Consider the following 17,782-nt stretch of genomic DNA (forward strand, 5'->3'; position numbering starts at 1 on the left):
AATAAATAACCATTTATCCCTAAGCTGCAATGCGTACTAAACTGGATGGCAACCTCATTGCCGATGATAAAAAGAAACTCAGCCAGTTCATTCTGGATTTATGCGGTTTTACTCTGGACAAAGCTGGTTGTAATCCGGTCGCCTATGCCTTTCACCTCCACATCGCCCTGCGGCGGCAAATGGTGCTCAAATCTGATCAATGGAATAAATTATGCGAGGCCCTGCCTTTAAAATGGCATGAGGAATCCAGTGCGGCGACGATATCCCTGCTTAAAGCGTTTGCTCAAAGCATCGTCGATGAAGTCCAGCAAGCCAATCGCGATCCCTGGGGGGTGAAATTACTAAAAACCGGCTATTTAAGCGAACTGGATAAAGCCCGTAAAAACACCGAAATGGCAATTCGGACTTTAGCCAATGCGCCGGAGGATATGTCGGTTAGTTATATTCACGGAGAAGAATCCGGCGAAACCTTAAGCAAGGAATACCTGGATGCCTTGCATGCACACCGTAATTACCTGGATACCCTGCTGACGCTGCCTTTCGTGCTGGAGAAATTCTGTGTTGGCGTAGCCAATAATAAGGGCATTAATTATGTTCCCCGTAAAAGCGCGGAAATGCTTACCCGCGTGCTTGACGTGGTCAGTTTGTCGTTGGATGAGCACCAGTTAACGAACGCGTTGAAGCTGGCCGTGCAGATTGCTTTGCCTGAATTACCCATGGATGAACAGTTAATTGACCAGATCAAAGACGAGCTTTTGCCGTTTATTGTTCAGGTCATGCAACACAATGAGCGGCTTTCAAAGGCCAAAGGGAAAATTTTCCCTGCCGATGATCCGAAAAAAGCGGCTGCGCGCCAGAAGCTCTTGTCTCATCTTGGCATTCATTTTGATTCACTGCAGGATGTTATCCAAAATACTCTTCTCAATCCCATTCAACAGTGCGGGCAATTGACCAACGGGCTTTTGGGCGCCGCAGAGGCGACAGGGAAAGCCATTGCCAATGACAATGTGATTGATAGAGCCGCCCAGATTGGCAGAATCTTCGCCAACCTGGATCAGATGGCTGATGTTACCGCGCAGGTGGATGAAAGCCTGCTGCCGCCCTGGTTGCGGGAAACCAGCCGGTATTATAAAGAACTGCACCAGAAAGCAGACGGGATTCAGAATTTAATGCAGGCCGCCTATGACGGATTCGGCGTATTTTATAATCGCCTGACTTACTTTATCCCGGAGTCCGTCAGACAGTATTTAACCAATCGCCAAAATGATTTTGCCGAAGTCATTCGTACGTTTGGCGCCAAAGCGGATGGGGCTGAAGCCGCGCTGGTGTATCTTACCTTTAACGAATTGGCTGTCCGGGGCGATATTCAGGAACCCTTAATCGAGCGATTCTTCAACGCCTACATTCGCGATTTATATAAAGATGCGCAAGTCAAATTTTCTTACTCCGACTTTAAAGCCTTTACCAAAAGTCTTAATGAGAAGGATTTAGCGATCCCGTTACACCAGCGCCTGAATCAATTTGCTGACAAAAAAAGCGACAAACCGACACCGACTTTGATGGCAAGTGATGATTTCCGGGCCTTTGATGTAGTGTTAATGGTGCATCAGCTCAAGGAATTGCAGATTCAATTTAATGCGGCATTGAAGGTGAACGATTATAAAGCCCTATCGGAAACGCTCACGGCTTTGAAACTGGCGGTGGATGCAATAAACAGCAGAAAGGGCAATCCCACCCTGACAGCATACAGCCAACACTTTCTGAAACCTGCCCTCGAGGCCATGCTTAACGAGGCCATGGGGCATGAATTTATCCCCTTGCTGGAACGCGTCATTGGTTACGATAACCCGAGAGTGGAGCCTATTAATAAGGCTGACACGAATCATTTGCCCGCGATTTACGCCAAGCTTAAATCCAGGCAGCGATTATCGAAACAGGATTATGAATCCCTCCAGTCAGTCTTTGCCAACACGGCTGAATTCACCGCCTGCAAGGATTTGTTTACGACGGCGTTTTCCCTTGAAAAATCGTTTGCTAAATTATTCCCGGCTAGCGAAGTCAACCCTGAGCCCTGTCCGACACCACATCAGTCACGTATTCAGTTTATTACAACCACGGCATTTCCAAACATTAAGATAACACTGCAATACCTGCTAAACGGACTCGATGAGCAGAAAAAGGAATGCAACAGGTTATTGGCTTTATGTGAGGCAGGGAGTGAATTGCATGCACTCTGTCAAAAAAAGATAATGTACATCGACAGCGTTAAAACAAGCATTAATAAACTGAACGATGCGATAACTAACCACCCGGGTACGCTGGCTCAGGCGCTTGATGAATGGCTTGGCGGGCAAAAAGTGGAAGAGGGGATTAAAAATCTGTCTTTCACGTCCTTAAGTGGGAAACTGGTTCGCTTTGCCTGGACAGTCTGGCCAGCGGGTGAAGAGGCCAAACCCGATGATAATTTTCTCCATAATCTCCTGACCTATTATTTTAAGGATTCAGATGCCAGTGAGATTTATCAGGCGCAAAAAACATTTACCGATGCGTTAAACGCCAAGCCGATTCCCGAATTAATGCCCGTACTGACCGATCCTTTAAGCGTCGATCATCTAATTCCGGCAGAGGAAGCCCAGATGGATCAGCTATTGAATACCCTGCTTGGGATAAATGAACAATCCTTCCTGGCCTGGGGCAGCCAATTCCTTAAAACGTCGGTACAAAAAATAGTGAGCAACATTAACAAGGACACGTTAATGAATTTGTTCCCCTATCCTTTCATGGGCATTATTGCCTATCAGATGATGCAGAGTGAGGAAATGCGGAAGCTGCTGGGCGATTTTCTCGCCGTTATGGCCCTGGAATACGGTGATGTGATTGCCGACAAAACCCTGCAGGTGGCTAATGTGGCCAAAGAAAGGCTCTACATGCTGTTGGGCGTGCAATTAAAAAAGACCATGGAAAGCCGCGCCTACGATTATGCAATCAGAGCCGATAAGAAAGACGCCTCATCAGCTGACCGGGATGCCTTCGCTTATTATTATCTTCAATACCAGGCCCTGAAACGGCAAAATCCGAAAGCAAGTCCTGAGTTAACTTCTTCCTGCGTTGACTATCTGTTTAATGCCTTTTTGGGAGAAGAAAAGGACGCTCTCGAAAAGGAGAGGAAAAAAGAAGCGATCGTGAGTGCCTTCACGGCACTGGATCAACGGCTACAGGATAATACCCAACCGGTTCATGAGGAACAATCGGCTGTAGAAGAAACACAAAAGCAGTTGTTATTTTTAATTCAAAACCTGAATCTCAACGATCCAGACAACGACAACGTCATTCGCATCGCCTTGGTTAACCGCTACCTGCTGATGGCGCTGGAGGCAGCAGAAAAACTCGATGCCGAACAACAATATAAATTGCAGCAGCAGGCGATAGATACACTCGCTAGCGTGCTTAAAAAAATGGAAGCCGACGAGGCTTCTCTTAAAAAAGACGAAGAACAAGAAGTTGCTCAATCATCTGCCAGACTGATGCAGTTGTTAAAACCGGCAAAAGAAAAGGCCGCGGCGGCGCTCAATCAGCGGGCACTTAGACAACTTGATGCCGCAAAGAAAAAAATGAAGCAGGCAATCGATGATCGCGTGGCATTAAAAGAGGCCAAACCGCCGCGCCTCGGGCGCAGCGTTGTGGCCGTGGAATACGATCTTGCCAAAGGCAATAATCCCCGTCTTGCCGTGACGGTGCTGCGCTGGTTGTATGAAGCGGTGACCTTTACCTCGCTCTGGACCTCCATTATTGCACCGCTGGTGAGCATCGGCGGGGCGTCTGGTGCGTTGCAATCCGTATTGATTCTGCTGGGCGTCGGGGGCGCTGTGGGCGCGACGGCTTCCATTGTGGGGGCGGTCGTTCTTGGTGTTTTAGCCCTGGTGCGTTTCGGTATAAAAATGGGTAAAGAGGTTTTTGCCCATCGCAAGGAATTTAAAGACATCCGCGATAACCCCGATTATTCCGGCGCTAAAAAAGCCGGATTGATTACCCTGGTTGTTTTAAAGTGTTTAGGTCTTGCGTTCATAAAGACCTTGTTGACTGATTTTCTGGTGGCCAAAATGGCCAATGCGTTTGCCTTCGGTCCCATCGCGCGCCTGCGCAATGCCTTTCGAGTGTACCCCACGGAAGAAGAGGTGGCGTCAGAATTGAGCGCACTTCAGAGGGTGAATGATGCCATGAGTCAGGTTCAAGCCCGGATTGCCCAACCCGGTGAGGATCTGAAAGAGGCCCTTAATGAGTTGGATGAGGCCATTACGGAGGCTGAAAAGGTACTTGTTCTTCGGAGCAATGATGCGCGAAACACAGACGACTATGAGCGAAGCCTGGCAGAGTACAAGGTCATGTTTGACGAGATTAAAAAATTACATCCGTCGTTTGATGTAGTGCAAAAAATGACTGGCGCCATGGCGAACTCAAACGAGCCTGCCCCGCTCGCCATGGTCGAGCCTGTAAAAAAGCAGGAAGACAATCCTTTGCCTGCCCAGCCATCCGCGCAGATTGATTTGGAGGCTTATTACGAAAAAACCCATCCAAAAGCACTTGAAACCGTGCAGGGCGTAGCCGCCCCAGGGTACACAGCCACTTTAGTCAGCGGCTTTTTCCGGGTCATGGATTATGTCGGGCGGTTGTTTAGCTGGCAAAAACCACACGAGAGTCCCTCTGCACAGGGAATACCGGTTAACGAAGGTAAACAATCCCTCGATGAGAGCAGTCATTTAGGTGAGTCCAGTTTTATTCTGCTTGATATTAAAACCGAGAAGCCCCAACTCGTCGTCAGTGAAGAAGTGGATGTGTTGTTGACCAGTATTTCGGTGATTCCCGATCTGGCTAAAGCCGAACCCGAAGCCCTGGAGGCGCCCAAATCTCCAAACACCGGTTGGTTTAATTTCTGGCGCAAACCCAAGCCCGTTTTGCCTGTGGTTACCCAGAACGCGTCGCTCAACAAAGCCATGGATAGTTAAATACGGGATTTCAGTGTCAGTGTCTCGCCAATTTTCTTATTAACAGTATATACTTAGGTTTCATTTCGACTCATTTTGGCTGTTAAAAGGAAGACCACCATGGCCACGACGCTCTTGTTGATTGCCTATCTGGCATTTACCCTGATTGTGCTTTATCGGGCGATGAACCCCATTGTTTGGGAAGTCGGCAGTATTATCTACCTGCTGATTGCGACGCTGTATGTTGATATGCACTGGTTACCTACGCTCATTATCGCCCTGGGTATTCTCTCAGCTGTTGCGATTATCCGTGCCGAACCGCTGCGTCAGGCGATTAGCGACTTTTTCTATGCCCGCTCCGGCAAAGCAATTCCCAAACTGTCCAAAACCGAAGAAGAAGCATTAAATGCCGGTGAAACCTGGCTCGAAAAAGATATTTTTACTGGTACACCCGATTGGGATAGATTAAGCAGCGTTTCGACCCGCTTAACCGAAGAAGAGCAGCATTTTCTTGATAATGAAACCCAGCGCCTTTGCGATATGCTCGATGAGTGGGAAATTATTCAGCACGGTGATTTGCCAGAGAAAGTCTGGTCTTACCTGAAAAAGAATGGTTTTTTTGGCTTGGTCATCAGCAAGGAATTTGGCGGTAAGGGGTTTTCAGCGCGTGCGCATTCGGACATCGTCATGAAAATTGCCAGCCGCTCCGGTGTTGCTGCAGTGACCGTGATGGTGCCTAACTCGCTTGGCCCGGGCGAGTTGCTGCATTACTACGGTACGGATGAACAGAAACAGCAGTACTTGCCTAACCTTGCCAAAGGGGTCGACATTCCCTGCTTTGCCCTGACTGAACCCGGCGCCGGCAGCGATGCGACTTCCATCCAGTCGGAAGCCCTGGTGGTTAAGAAGAAAGTAGGCAATAAAACCGAATTGTACTTAAAAATTGATTTAAACAAGCGCTGGATTACCTTGGCACCCGTTGCTACGCTCATCGGCCTTGCTGTTAATTTAAAAGATCCCGATGGGTTGTTACAGGGTGAAGGGGAAGAAGGCATCACCTGCCTGTTAATACCACGCGATACAGAAAACCTCGAAATCGGTAATCGTCACCTGCCGGCGGATCAACCGTTTATGAATGGAACCATTCGGGGCAAAGACATTGTTGTTCCCATCAGCACCATCATAGGCGGCCAAAAAAATGCCGGCCGTGGTTGGCAGATGCTGGTGGAGTGCCTGTCCATCGGCCGCTCAATCTCGTTGCCAGCCCTGGGTGCGGCTTCCTCCACCGTGGCATATCTGGCCACGGGGGCATTCGCTCACATTCGCCGTCAATTCAATGTCGACATTGGTCAATTTGAGGGCATTCAGGAAAAACTGGCTGAAATAGCGGGGTTGAATTACCTCATCAATGCCACACGATTGCTGACAGTGGCTGCGGTCAACCAACACAAAAAACCATCGGTGGCTTCGGCTATTACCAAATATTTCAACACCGAGCTTGCACGAATTGTCATTAATAATGCCATGGATATACATGCCGGCCGTGCCGTGGTGGTTGGTCCTCGCAATTACATGACCAGTTTTTATTTAGGTATCCCTGTATCCGTGACGGTGGAAGGGGCTAATATCATGTCCCGCAATTTGCTCATCTTTGGCCAGGGCTCCATGGCTTGTCACCCCTATGTTCGTGATGAATTTTATGCCATTTCACGCGAAGACAAACCTGCTTTTCATGGCCTTCTGTGGAAACACATCCATTATTTCATGCAGAATTTTGCTAAAACCATTTGTTCTGGCTGGACTGGCGGCCTCTTTATCAGCGCACCCAATAATGGCATGAAAAGAGCATATCAACGCTTAACTCGCTTAAGTCATGCTTACGCGTGGCTTGCAGATTTATCACTGATTTACCTCGGCGGTGATTTAAAGCGGCGTGAGCGCTTGTCTGCGCGTCTGGCTGATGGCCTTTCCTACCTGTACATGGCGATGGGTGTGTTGCTGACTTACCAGCAGAATGAAGAACATGCCGATGAGAAACTGCATGCGCAATGGGCCGTCGATTATTGCCTCTATCATGCCCAACGCGCGATGATCGCCTTTTGTGCCAATTTCCCTTCACGCCTGCTCGGCATGGTCATGCGCTTGTTGGCTTTCCCGCTCGGGCAAACCATGCGTTACCCCAGCGACAAGGCCGATCATCAATTGGCAAAACGAATGATGACCAATAACCATTACCGCGATCGCATTAAAAAACGCATTTACCTGTCAGGGGATCGGCGGCAACCCGTGGATAAAATGGAAGAGACGCTGCAAATGGTGTTAAAAAGCGCTGACCTTTATAAAAAAGTCAGTGACCTCCGCCGCTTTAAATTTGACGACATGAAAACGAAGCTGGCAGAAAAAGTAAGCCAGGGGCAATTGACGCAACAGGAAATGGATGACCTGGTCGCAGTTGAAAAAGCGCGGTGGGATGCCATGCAGGTTGATGAATTCACGTTTGAATCCATGAAGAATAAAACATTCACCTCGGTGGCGGATAATTTACCCAATCCGGTCGATTAAACTTTACGCTCTTTTAACCATTTCTTTGAACGAATCGGTACTGCTTTGTCAGTGCCGGTTGCTATAATTGATTAATAATTAACAAAATGCTGAATGTACCCGCGCACATTGTGGAACTGGCAAAGACAGCGAGAGGTAAGAATGCCTAAAGTAACCCCATTACCCGATAAAGATGCCCTGTTGGCCTGCTTTAAATTCCCTGAGGCAGCTGACTATTTTCTGGAGCAATTTGAAAAGATTCTAAAAGAAGCCGGTGGTGATGTTTATAAAAAATCGGAACCCATCCTCAATAAGATCAAGGATTTTGTTAAAAATACCCACTATCAGCGCGATGACCGCGGGTTTCCCTGGGATGGTGACATGCAAATGCGCACCGATTTTCAAAACCTGCAGCATCATCTTGCCGAGGCTGCCATTCGAACCATCACAGCTATTATCAAAGGCATTGTCAAAATGGATGTGGCGGTCAGCAGCGTGGCGCAGTTGCTTCGAGGATACAGCGAGGAAGGGGTTGCATTGAAAGGTGTGCCGGTGGATTCACTGGATAAATTATTTAATGCCTGGTTGGCCGAAAATAATTATTTAAGCAAAGGCAGTGTCATCTATCAAACCAATGAACATGGTGAGATTGTAAAAGACAAAGCGGGTAATCCATTAAGGGCCGATCCGGAAAAAGTGATGCAGTTGATGAGCGATGAAAAGAAGGGATTTGGAAAATTTCTTCGAGACCGTGGACTTGAAGTCATTGTGCAGCAACATCGGTACCCTGAACAAGCCCCCGCGGCCGACAAACGGCACGAGGCACCGGGTACTAAGAAAGAAAAGGCCGCCCCTGCCCCGCAGGAAACACGCCCGGAAGTTCCTTCCACATCGGAGGCCCCGCAGAGCGGTGGCCGCATAGGCGGCTAATCACCCGCAATGGTATTGGCTTGGTTCAATCTATCGACCGAGCCGATATCCAGCCATTCTCCCAGAAATAACTCCCCGCTCGCCTGTTGAGCGCTCACCAACTGACGCATCAGCGGCACAATGGAATAACGTCCTGGTGTGCAAAGGTTGAGGGCCTGGGGATGGTAGCAGGCAATTCCATGGTAAGTGTACACCCGGTCATTGGTTAGCCTGCCTGCCGTTGTCAAACCAAAATCGCCTGCCTTGTTATGGAGGGGATTAGGAACCAAGACGAGATGAACCAGTGAGTCAGAAGGGAGGGCCAGGCGGGTAAAGTCGTAATGGGTCAGGATATCGGCATTGACGGTGATAAACGGTTCATCGCCCAACAGGTTCAGCGCATTCTGAATCCCGCCGCCGGTTTCAAGTCCCCCTGGGGGTTCCGGCGAATAATGGATGGTCACGCCAAAGCGTTGGCCATCGCCCAGATGGTGGCGAATCTGCCCGCCTAAATAGGCATGGTTGATGATGATTTTTTCAAATCCCGCCCGCGCAAGCGTGACTACATGGCGTTCGATGAGCGGCATGCCCTGCACCCGGCACATGGCTTTAGGGGTATAAAGCGTCACAGGTTTTAAGCGTTCACCGCGTCCCGCGGCTAGAATCATCGCTGTTTTCATGGTAGTTGAATCCTGCTTTGCATGAACTGATAAAAAGCCTGCAATTCTTCACAGGATTCAAGGAAGGCCAACGTATAGTGCAAGGTCAATGGCAAATCCTTTAAATACCCTGGCTTGTTATCCCGAATATACAGGCGTGAAAAAACCCCCAGGACTTTTAAATGCCTTTGCAGGCCGCATAATTCAAAGGCGCGGAGAAAATCCTGGAACGGCCATTGTTGGGCAATAGTAGAATGGGTATGAAAATAGCATACCCACTCGCGGACTTGTTCAGAGGGCCACTGGATGTAGCAATCTTTAAGCAGAGACACCAAATCATAGGTGAAAGGCCCGCTCATGGCATCCTGAAAATCAATGATGCCTAATTCGCCCGATTCGAGGAGCATGATATTACGGGAATGGTAATCGCGATGAATAAAAACCTGGGGCTGGCGGCTGATTTCGGCGATTAACCAGTCAAAGGTCTGTTCAATCATGGTCGCTTCAGACGGGGTGAGGTTCATATTCAGATAGCTGTCTAAAAACCAGGTGGAAAAAAGTCCTAATTCCTGCCGCATGAATGCCTGGTCAAAGCAGGGAAGCTTCTCACCATGCTGCTCAGTCGCGCATTGTTGCATAACAATTAAACTGGAAAGCGCCTGATGATAAAGCGAGCCCACCCGTTCGGGTGTTAATTGCGAAAGCAACAAGGTGTCGCCAAAATCGTCCAATACCGCAAATCCCTGAACTTCATCACAGGCGTGCACAGTGGGTGTCTTGACTCCGGCTTGACTTAATAAATGGCCAACCAACAGAAATGGCTTCATGGTCTCCTTATCCGGCGGTGCATCCATGACGATACGGCTGATGCCGTTGTAGCGAAGGCGGTAATAGCGTCTAAAGCTGGCATCCCCGGTAAGAGGCGCTAGCTCATAATGCTGCTCATGAAGCACGTCCTGAAGCCATTTGTTCAGTGCGTTTTGACGATGTTGCATGTTATACTCCAAACCCATTGCCTTACTGTACTGTCAGGGGGCGTTTAAAATGACTGTGCACAATGTGCACCAGGATCATAAGGTATTTTGGTGACGGTGAACATTAGATATTATCGATTAACGCCGCGCGGTTTAAGGCAGGTTGCTGCCATAGCGGGGTTCCTTCTGATAACGCTCGGGATCCTGCTTTACCAGGACGTTTCCAGCGCGGCAGAAACCTGGCTTGAGCCGGTGCAGGCTTGTATCATTCCGCGTGATGCCGTGTTGGATCCTGTGTTACGGGCCAGAATTTCCCGTTGCCTCGGTTGGGAGGACAATTCGGCTTCCCAGGTTTGCCGCGGCGCCTACCGCCCTGTCGATGTTGAACCCTTGACTCAGGAGGATGAAATCCGCATCGAGGCGGACGAGGTGTCTTTTTATAATCAGGGGCGCTCGACACTGAAGGGCAACGTTCAGGTTCATCAAACCGGCCGCATCGTCAATGCCGAGACTGCTTACGTGTACCGTGACGCCAAAACCAACCAGGTCAATCGCATTGAATTGTTGGGTGAGGTGAAATACCTTGAACCCGGACGCCTGATGATTGCCAGAAAAGTGAACATCAATCCCACCGATCGATCAGGCCTTGCAGAGGATGTGTTATACCGCTTTCATTCTCCACGTCCAAGCGCATCATTACCGGCCTGGGGGCGGGCAAGCCTGATTGAACGCTTTGCCAATAAGGATTATTTTTTAAAGAAGGCGACTTATACCACCTGCGCGCCAGAGGACAAAGCCTGGCAGATTGAGGCCGATTCGATTGCGCTGGATGATTCAACCGCTACCGGCGTCGCCCGTCATGCCCGTTTGCGGGTAAGGGATGTGCCGATTTTTTATACGCCTTATTTAAGTTTTCCGACCTCCAAAGACAGAAAGTCCGGTTTCCTGCTTCCAACCCTGGGTTCGTCCAACATCGGGGGCTTTAATTTTGCCCTGCCTTATTATTGGAATATGGCGCCTAATTATGACGCCACATTAACACCGGAGATTTACACTCGCCGCGGCGTGATGCTGGGCGGGCAATTTCGTTATTTAACTGAACACTCAACTGGCATTTTTAATGGGCGATTTTTACCTCAGGATCGTGCCTTTAAGCAGTTTCTGCGCGATAACGAATTGGAGTTTCCCGCATTGCGTAACGAATCCAGCAACCGCTGGTCCCTGCAATACAATGACATCACCCGGCTTACACCCAATCTGCGTTTACGGATTAACTACCAGCAGGTGTCGGATGATTATTTTCTTCAGGATTTCAGCAGCAATCTGGCGGTGCTGACTGAGAGGCAGTTGTTGCGTCAGGGGGATTTAATCTATACCACGGATAACTGGTTATTCCGCTCGACCCTGCAAAGCTACCAAACCCTGCAACCGGTTAATCAGACGCCTGTCAGCGATATCTATGAGCGGTTGCCGCAACTGGTTGCTCTGGGCACCTATAACGATCTGCCGTTTAACGGTAATCTGATTTTGCATAATCAGTTTGATCAATTCCATTGGCCGGATAACAGTTTTACTGAACAACCGGAGGGGCCGCGTTATCATTTCAATCCGGTGTTGTCCCTGCCGCAGATGAAGCCCTGGGGATATTTTACCCCGACGGTTGAACTGGTACAGAACTATTACAATGTCCAGGGGAATGGGGTGATGCCTGATTCTGAATTCAGCCCCACTATTCCCCGGTTGAGCGCGGATGGCGGCCTTTATTTTGACCGTCCTCTTAAGATTATGAATCGCTCCTTTACTCAAACGCTGGAGCCGAGACTGTATTATCTTTATGCCCCGTTTGTCGATCAGTCCGAAATACCGGTTTTTGATTCAGCCTACATGATTTTTAATACCGATCAGGTCTTTCGCGCCAACCGTTTTTCTGGCTATGACCGCATCAGTGATGCCAATCAATTGGCCTATGGTCTTACTTCGCGATGGATTGCTGATGAAACCGGCGTTGAAAAAGCCCAGGTCACCGTCGGCCAAATCCGTTATTTTGAAGACAGACGGGTTCAGCTGTGCCGCAATCGCCCAGGAAAACCGGATTGCATTGATCCCTCCACATTATTGGGTTACCTGTCGCCGCTGGCTGATTTTTCCCCTGTGGCCACGCGCGCCATGTATCGTTTTAATCCTTTGTGGACAGTGACCAGTGATTACGTGTGGGATCCTTATACCCGCAGCACCGATAACAGCAATGTGTATTTCCATTACCAGCCCGAGGCCAACCGCATTATTAATATCGGCTATACCTACTTAGTCAACGGCGATATCACTCAAGTGGCCCGCAGTACGGTTAAACCGCAGAAAAACCCCTTGCATCAGGCCACAATATCTTATGCCTGGCCATTCAATGATCGATGGAGCACCCTGGGTGCCTTCAGTTATAACATCAGCAAGCGCTATGAGATGCTGTCCTTCCTGGGCGTGCAATACGATAATTGTTGCTGGGCTGTGCGCCTGGTGGGAGGTCGTTCATTCCAAAGCCTGAGTAATACCCTGGCGCCGCAATACAACAACCATGTTTATTTACAGTTTCTGTTAAAAGGCCTGGGCTCATTAGGATACAGTGATCCAGTCGGCATGATTCGCACATATTTGCCGAGCTATGTGGATACTTTTCATCAATGAAGGCATAATGGCGGGTAATTAATCAATGCTTGTTTTTTGGTTACAAATGAACCAAAATGGCAGCAAAAAAACAATTTAGAGGAAAATTGGATGTTAAAGCGGATTGTCTCTTTGGCCCTGTTATTGCCAACTCTTGCCGTGGCTCAGCCTTTAGATAGTGTAGTTGCTATTGTTAATGACGGCGTCATCACCTCAAGTGAACTCAATACTCAGGTGAACGCGCTGCGTCAGCAAATGCAAGCCAGAAAAATGCAGATGCCGTCGGAAAAAACCTTACGTAAACAAGTGCTGCAGCACTTGATTGATGTGGATTTGCAATTGCAGCTGGCGAAACAGAATGACATGACGGTCGACAGCACCGAGTTGAATGAAGCCATTAACAAGATTGCCGCCAATAATCACTTAACGCTGACGGAATTGCGTGAAGAATTAACCCGGCAGGGGATTAGCTGGCAGAGTTATCGCGAAAATATCCGCAAGGAAATTTTAATCAGCCGCGTGCAACAAAAAGCCGTCGGCAAAGACGTGTCGTCAATTAGCAATGAGCAGGTTGAAGACTATCTTAAGACGGCGCAATTCCAGGATAAAACCCAATTTACCTATCATTTACAGAATATTGTCATCCCGCTGCCGGAAGAACCGACGACCGGGCAATTAAATAAAGCCCGCCAGAAGGCGAAGGAATTATTGGCCAAAATCAGAAAGGGGGAGGACTTTAACCGGTTGGCCATTGCGGAATCAAGCGGTGAATTTGCTTTGGAAGGTGGTGATTTGGGTATGCGTCATTTAGCGGAATTGCCCGACGTCTTTGCCAAACAGGTGGTAAACATGAAAGCCGGCCAGATTGCCGGTCCCATTCGCACAGGGAACGGTTTTCAACTGATTAAACTGATTGCCATTGGCGGTGCCGAGCAGAAGCATGAAGTGGTAAAAACGCATGTACGCCATATCCTGTTAAAACAGGATGCCAGCATGACTGCGGCTGAAGCAGAAAGACAGGCTAATAATTTATACCAGCAATTGAAATCGGGTAAAGATTTCGTGCACATGGCCAAACAGTATTCACTGGATGCAGCCAGTGCGGTTAAAGGCGGTGATTTGGGTTGGGTTAATTCCGGTGAACTGGTGATGGAATTTGAAAAAGCCATGGATGCCTTACCCGTCAACCAAATCAGCAAACCGGTTAAATCCGTCTTTGGCTGGCATATTATTCAAGTGCTTGGACGTAAAAAAGTCGATGACACCGAGACCTTCAAAAAACAACAGGTCCGCGCCTTCCTGCAGCAGCGTAAATTTACCGAGGCTGTACAGAACTGGCAGCAGCATTTAAGAGCCGATGCCTACATTAAAATTCTGGATAAGGATTTGGCATGAAGCCGCTGCTGGTTAGCAGCGGTGAGCCAGCTGGCATTGGCCCCGATCTTTGTCTTTCGCTGGCTGAGCTTGAACTCCCCCTCGTTGTACTGGGTAATAAGCAGCTGTTGGCGCAACGCGCCACGAAGCTTGGTTTAAATGTTGAACTCCTGGATTACCACCCCCGCAACAAACTCAGTGTTCAACCGGGGCAGTTGACTGTTTTATCCCTGCCTTGTCCGGCTCCGGTTGTACCCGGTCAACTCGATGCACGTAATGCCCCCTATGTTTTGGCCCTCTTAAGGCAGGCCGCCAACGCTTGCCTCGCGGGTGAGTTTTCAGCCCTGGTCACAGCGCCTGTTCACAAGGCCATCATCAATAAGGCCGGTATTCCGTTTACTGGGCATACGGAGTTTTTTGCCGATTATTGCGATACGAAAGAGGTCGTGATGATGTTGGCCTGTGAGACGATGAAGGTTGCGCTTGTGACCACGCATTTGCCTTTAAGTGCGGTGCCGCAGGCAATAAACCAGGATTTGATCACGCGTGTGGCGAGGCAGCTCCATCAATCCCTGCAACGTGACTTTGGTATTTCAGAGCCGCGCATCGCTGTCGCGGGCCTTAATCCCCACGCGGGTGAGGGCGGGTATTTGGGGCGAGAAGAAATTGATGTTATCGAACCCGCATTGGCAACGTTACGTCAGCAAGGTATCCATGTGAGTGGACCTTTTCCAGCCGATACCCTGTTTGCCACACAAAAGGCTGCCCAATGCGACGTCTATCTGGCCATGTACCATGATCAGGGATTACCTGTTCTTAAATACGCCGGGTTTAATCGCGCCGTGAATATCACCTTGGGCTTGCCCATTATTCGTACGTCGGTGGATCATGGCACAGCACTGGAACTGGCAGGAACGGGCCAGGCTGACACAGGCAGTTTACTCGCTGCAGTCCACACCGCCTTGTCTATGGTTCAAGCGAGAGGTCATCATGCCCATGATTAGTCTTATTGCCGCCGTGGATGAACACCGCGGTCTGGGTAAAAACAATCAGCTGCTTTGCCATCTGCCCGCCGATTTGGCTCATTTTAAGCAGGTGACCATGGGCAAACCGATTATTATGGGCAGGAAAACCTTTGTATCCATCGGTCGTCCATTGCCTGGCCGTCTCAATATCGTGCTCAGTCGCACCGAGTCTGCAATTCCTGGCGTAGTCGCCGTTTCATCCCTGTCTGAGGCGCTTAAACAGGTTTCGGAGTTTCCTGAGGCGATGATTATTGGCGGTGCTGAATTGTTTGAACAGGCTTTGCCTTTGGCTTCCCGTCTTTACCTGACAGTCATCCATCATCGTTTTGATGCGGATGTTTTTTTCCCTTGTCTGGATGAGAGTGAGTGGTCCTGTCTGGAGGCGCTTCCCAGACAGGCGGATGAGAAAAATCAATATAACCTGACGTTCTGTTATTACGAACGCCGTTAATCATCGCATTGTATTCTGTTAAAGTTATCCATCCGGCAATTCGTCCCACAGCGAATTTCATTGAATGAATTCATGACGCAATTTTTTGAGCGGCTACGCGCACAGGCTACTTTTAACGGCGACTGCACACAACCATAACCACAAACAATCCGTCCGAAGTTATCGCTGACACATTGCTGATCGGGTGATGCGGCACAAGCCACATTGTTCATTGATTTAATGCAATGATAACCGCATGCTTTATGACCGAAGGGGTCGGTAATACACTGTTGCTGAGGGTTTTGGCTGGCATGCTGGTGATAATTGGCTTGCCCGCCTTCCTGACTGAGAATACGGTAATTGTGGGTAATAATTTCCTGTCCGGCATAGGAAATATTGCAGTGATTGTACCCAGGCCAGGTTTTACCGGGTTGTTTACTGCCTTTGAAATAGGCCTGACATAGGAACAGAGGGTTACCGTTGGTGTCGCGGCCAATGGCAAGCGGTGTACCGCCCGCATTTTGCCAGAAGACGTGACCAAAGGCATTCGCGGGTGGAACCTGGTAATCATTGACGATGTATTCCTTGCCGCCATAGGGCACATTGCAGCGCCCATACCCTGCCCAGGTTTTACCGGGCTGGGTGCTGTTTAATAATCGTCCAATGCAGAGAAAAAGCGGTTTGCCATCAGTATCTGTCCCAATTCGCAAGGCTCGCGCTAACGCTTGATCCTGGCTGGGATGTTGGTGCACATTGTTAGGTGAATAGTAGGGAGCAGCAGAAAGAGGGTTTAAACAAAAAGCGAATAAAAGAGCATAAAATAAACGCATTGAAAATCCTTAGATCACTGTGATTAATTGCGCACAAGCATAGCCGATGGCAAATGACGGTGCAATAATCTAAATTTTAAACACTAAAAAATAAATTGGGGAAAGGCATGGCCAATCTTAAGCGGGGAGCAATCAAGGTACAGGGGTTTACCGATCCTGAAATGGATTTTCAATTACTGCGCCAACTGGGTGCTGCCGCTTATGGCGCATCGTCCCCGGGCGAATGTTTCGCCGCCGTGCAGGAAATTCATGATAATGAGCCGAAAGATTGGGTTCAAACATTTACCCGCATGGCCAATCATCAGTTACAGGATGGTCTTGCCCGTTTTGCAAAACAGCACAAAGTCAGCGCTTATGGTCAGTTAATCAAGGCATGCAATTCATTCCGTGCCGGGGAGTATTACAGCCCCGTTACTACTGAAGAACATAAGCAATTGGGTTTAAAAGCTCGCTCCAGTTTTCAACAGGCCATGCAATGCGTGGATTATCACTTTGAGTCATTGTCTCTTGAGTTGGATGGGGAAGTGCTGCCGGCCTATGCCTTTTTTCCGCAAAAGGGTAAGCGTAATCATAAGACACTTATTATTGTCAGCGGGTTTGACGGCACGCTGGAGGAAGAGTTTTTAATGCGCGGTATCGCCGGACTTGAACGCGGTTATAATATTGTTGTATTTGCAGGTCCGGGCCAAATGGACACCTGGCGCGTAAATAATACGTCCTGTTTCAAACCGGATTACGAGCGTCCCATCCAGGGGTTGATTGACCGGCTTATCACGCTTAAAGAAGTCAATCCTGAAAAAATTGCACTTTGCGGCATAAGCTTTGGCGGCTACTTTGCCACGCGTGCGGCCTGTTATGAAAACCGTATCAGTGCCTTGATAGCCAATTCACCGATTACCGATCTTTATGCCTACATGACCGCTTTTGCAGGCATTGATCCACTTCGAGACATACCCGCGGCCGATGATTTTGGCGTTCAGGATTTGCCTGAAATCCCTGAGGACATGATGTCGCGCCAGGTGAAATTCCAGTGCGAAACGCTGATGCAGCGTTATGGCAAGGACACGTTTCGCAAGACTTTCGAGTACATTGCCCGCTTCAAAGTCGATGAACAGGCGTTAAAGCAGATTCATTGCCCAGTCCTGGCGTTAATTGGCAATGGAGAAGGTGAGGAGCCGCAACGGCAAAGCCGGGAATTTATTAAACAGGTTCAAGGCAGTGAATATTGCTTTGATGACAAGAGCGGGGCAAGCACGCATTGCCAGGTCGGGAACGTGATGTTTGCCAATGCCGTGATGTATGATTGGCTGGATGAAACACTTAATTAAAAAAATGAATTTTTTTTCAAAAAGTGTTTGACAAGGGATTCAGGATGAGTAGAATACGCATCACGCCTTCGG

11 protein-coding genes are annotated in these 17,782 nt (G+C 48.9%); 8 read left to right on the top strand and 3 right to left on the bottom strand.

The window, feature by feature from the left end; all coding sequences use genetic code 11:
• Positions 1-29: 29 nt before the first annotated feature.
• From Lery_RS01265 to Lery_RS01275, 3 genes are all read left to right on the top strand, one after another.
• A complete protein-coding gene (locus Lery_RS01265) occupies positions 30-5,003 on the top strand; it encodes an AAA family ATPase (protein WP_058525437.1) in 4,974 nt (1,657 codons plus the stop codon).
• Between the two features lie 99 nt (positions 5,004-5,102).
• Positions 5,103-7,544: an acyl-CoA dehydrogenase gene (locus tag Lery_RS01270; protein ID WP_058525438.1), complete on the top strand. Its 2,442-nt coding sequence runs from the start codon at positions 5,103-5,105 to the stop codon at positions 7,542-7,544.
• Positions 7,545-7,685: 141 nt separating this feature from the next.
• Positions 7,686-8,453, top strand: coding sequence for a hypothetical protein (locus tag Lery_RS01275; RefSeq protein ID WP_058525439.1), 768 nt, complete (start codon positions 7,686-7,688; stop codon positions 8,451-8,453).
• Here the strand turns inward: Lery_RS01275 and murU are convergent.
• The gene (gene murU / locus Lery_RS01280) at positions 8,450-9,112 is read right to left on the bottom strand and encodes an N-acetylmuramate alpha-1-phosphate uridylyltransferase MurU (protein ID WP_058525440.1); all 663 of its coding nucleotides are present in this window, start codon (positions 9,110-9,112) and stop codon (positions 8,450-8,452) included. The two genes, Lery_RS01275 and murU, sit on opposite strands and share 4 nt — an antisense overlap.
• Entirely contained in the window at positions 9,109-10,086 is a 978-nt protein-coding gene (locus Lery_RS01285; RefSeq protein WP_058525441.1) for an aminoglycoside phosphotransferase family protein, read from the bottom strand. The genes murU and Lery_RS01285 overlap by 4 nt, the downstream gene beginning before the upstream one ends.
• A gap of 96 nt (positions 10,087-10,182) precedes the next feature.
• Here Lery_RS01285 and Lery_RS01290 point away from each other — a divergent pair, with 96 nt between their 5' ends.
• The 4 genes from Lery_RS01290 to Lery_RS01305 all read left to right on the top strand — a co-directional run bounded on the left by Lery_RS01290 (position 10,183) and on the right by Lery_RS01305 (position 15,573).
• A complete protein-coding gene (locus Lery_RS01290; protein WP_337589159.1) occupies positions 10,183-12,744 on the top strand; it encodes an LPS-assembly protein LptD in 2,562 nt (853 codons plus the stop codon).
• 90 nt (positions 12,745-12,834) lie between these two features.
• Positions 12,835-14,118 carry a peptidylprolyl isomerase gene (locus tag Lery_RS01295; RefSeq protein ID WP_058525718.1) on the top strand — a complete coding sequence of 428 codons (1,284 nt, stop codon included), beginning with the start codon at positions 12,835-12,837 and terminating at the stop codon, positions 14,116-14,118.
• The gene (pdxA, locus tag Lery_RS01300; protein ID WP_058525442.1) at positions 14,115-15,101 is read left to right on the top strand and encodes a 4-hydroxythreonine-4-phosphate dehydrogenase PdxA; all 987 of its coding nucleotides are present in this window, start codon (positions 14,115-14,117) and stop codon (positions 15,099-15,101) included. Before Lery_RS01295 ends, pdxA begins: the two co-directional genes overlap by 4 nt.
• Positions 15,088-15,573 (top strand): dihydrofolate reductase, encoded by a 486-nt coding sequence (locus Lery_RS01305; RefSeq protein ID WP_082657089.1) that lies wholly within the window; start codon positions 15,088-15,090, stop codon positions 15,571-15,573. The genes pdxA and Lery_RS01305 overlap by 14 nt, the downstream gene beginning before the upstream one ends.
• Here Lery_RS01305 and Lery_RS01310 read toward each other — a convergent pair.
• Positions 15,570-16,382 (bottom strand): DUF3421 domain-containing protein, encoded by an 813-nt coding sequence (locus Lery_RS01310; RefSeq protein WP_058525443.1) that lies wholly within the window; start codon positions 16,380-16,382, stop codon positions 15,570-15,572. The genes Lery_RS01305 and Lery_RS01310 overlap by 4 nt on opposite strands.
• Before the next feature lie 107 nt (positions 16,383-16,489).
• Between Lery_RS01310 and Lery_RS01315 the strand changes: the two genes are divergently transcribed.
• Complete coding sequence (locus Lery_RS01315; protein WP_058525444.1) at positions 16,490-17,710, top strand: alpha/beta hydrolase family protein; 1,221 nt, start codon at positions 16,490-16,492, stop codon at positions 17,708-17,710.
• Positions 17,711-17,782 lie beyond the last annotated feature (72 nt).

Origin of the sequence: Legionella erythra (assembly GCF_001467615.1) — a bacterium.
Lineage (GTDB): Bacteria > Pseudomonadota > Gammaproteobacteria > Legionellales > Legionellaceae > Legionella_C > Legionella_C erythra.

Coding starts and splice junctions, on each gene's coding strand:
- Lery_RS01265 (WP_058525437.1), top strand. CDS start 30: ATGCGTACTAAACTGGATGGCAACCTCATTGCCGATGATAAAAAGAAA.
- Lery_RS01270 (WP_058525438.1), top strand. CDS start 5,103: ATGGCCACGACGCTCTTGTTGATTGCCTATCTGGCATTTACCCTGATT.
- Lery_RS01275 (WP_058525439.1), top strand. CDS start 7,686: ATGCCTAAAGTAACCCCATTACCCGATAAAGATGCCCTGTTGGCCTGC.
- murU (WP_058525440.1), bottom strand. CDS start 9,112: ATGAAAACAGCGATGATTCTAGCCGCGGGACGCGGTGAACGCTTAAAA.
- Lery_RS01285 (WP_058525441.1), bottom strand. CDS start 10,086: ATGCAACATCGTCAAAACGCACTGAACAAATGGCTTCAGGACGTGCTT.
- Lery_RS01295 (WP_058525718.1), top strand. CDS start 12,835: ATGTTAAAGCGGATTGTCTCTTTGGCCCTGTTATTGCCAACTCTTGCC.
- pdxA (WP_058525442.1), top strand. CDS start 14,115: ATGAAGCCGCTGCTGGTTAGCAGCGGTGAGCCAGCTGGCATTGGCCCC.
- Lery_RS01305 (WP_082657089.1), top strand. CDS start 15,088: ATGCCCATGATTAGTCTTATTGCCGCCGTGGATGAACACCGCGGTCTG.
- Lery_RS01310 (WP_058525443.1), bottom strand. CDS start 16,382: ATGCGTTTATTTTATGCTCTTTTATTCGCTTTTTGTTTAAACCCTCTT.
- Lery_RS01315 (WP_058525444.1), top strand. CDS start 16,490: ATGGCCAATCTTAAGCGGGGAGCAATCAAGGTACAGGGGTTTACCGAT.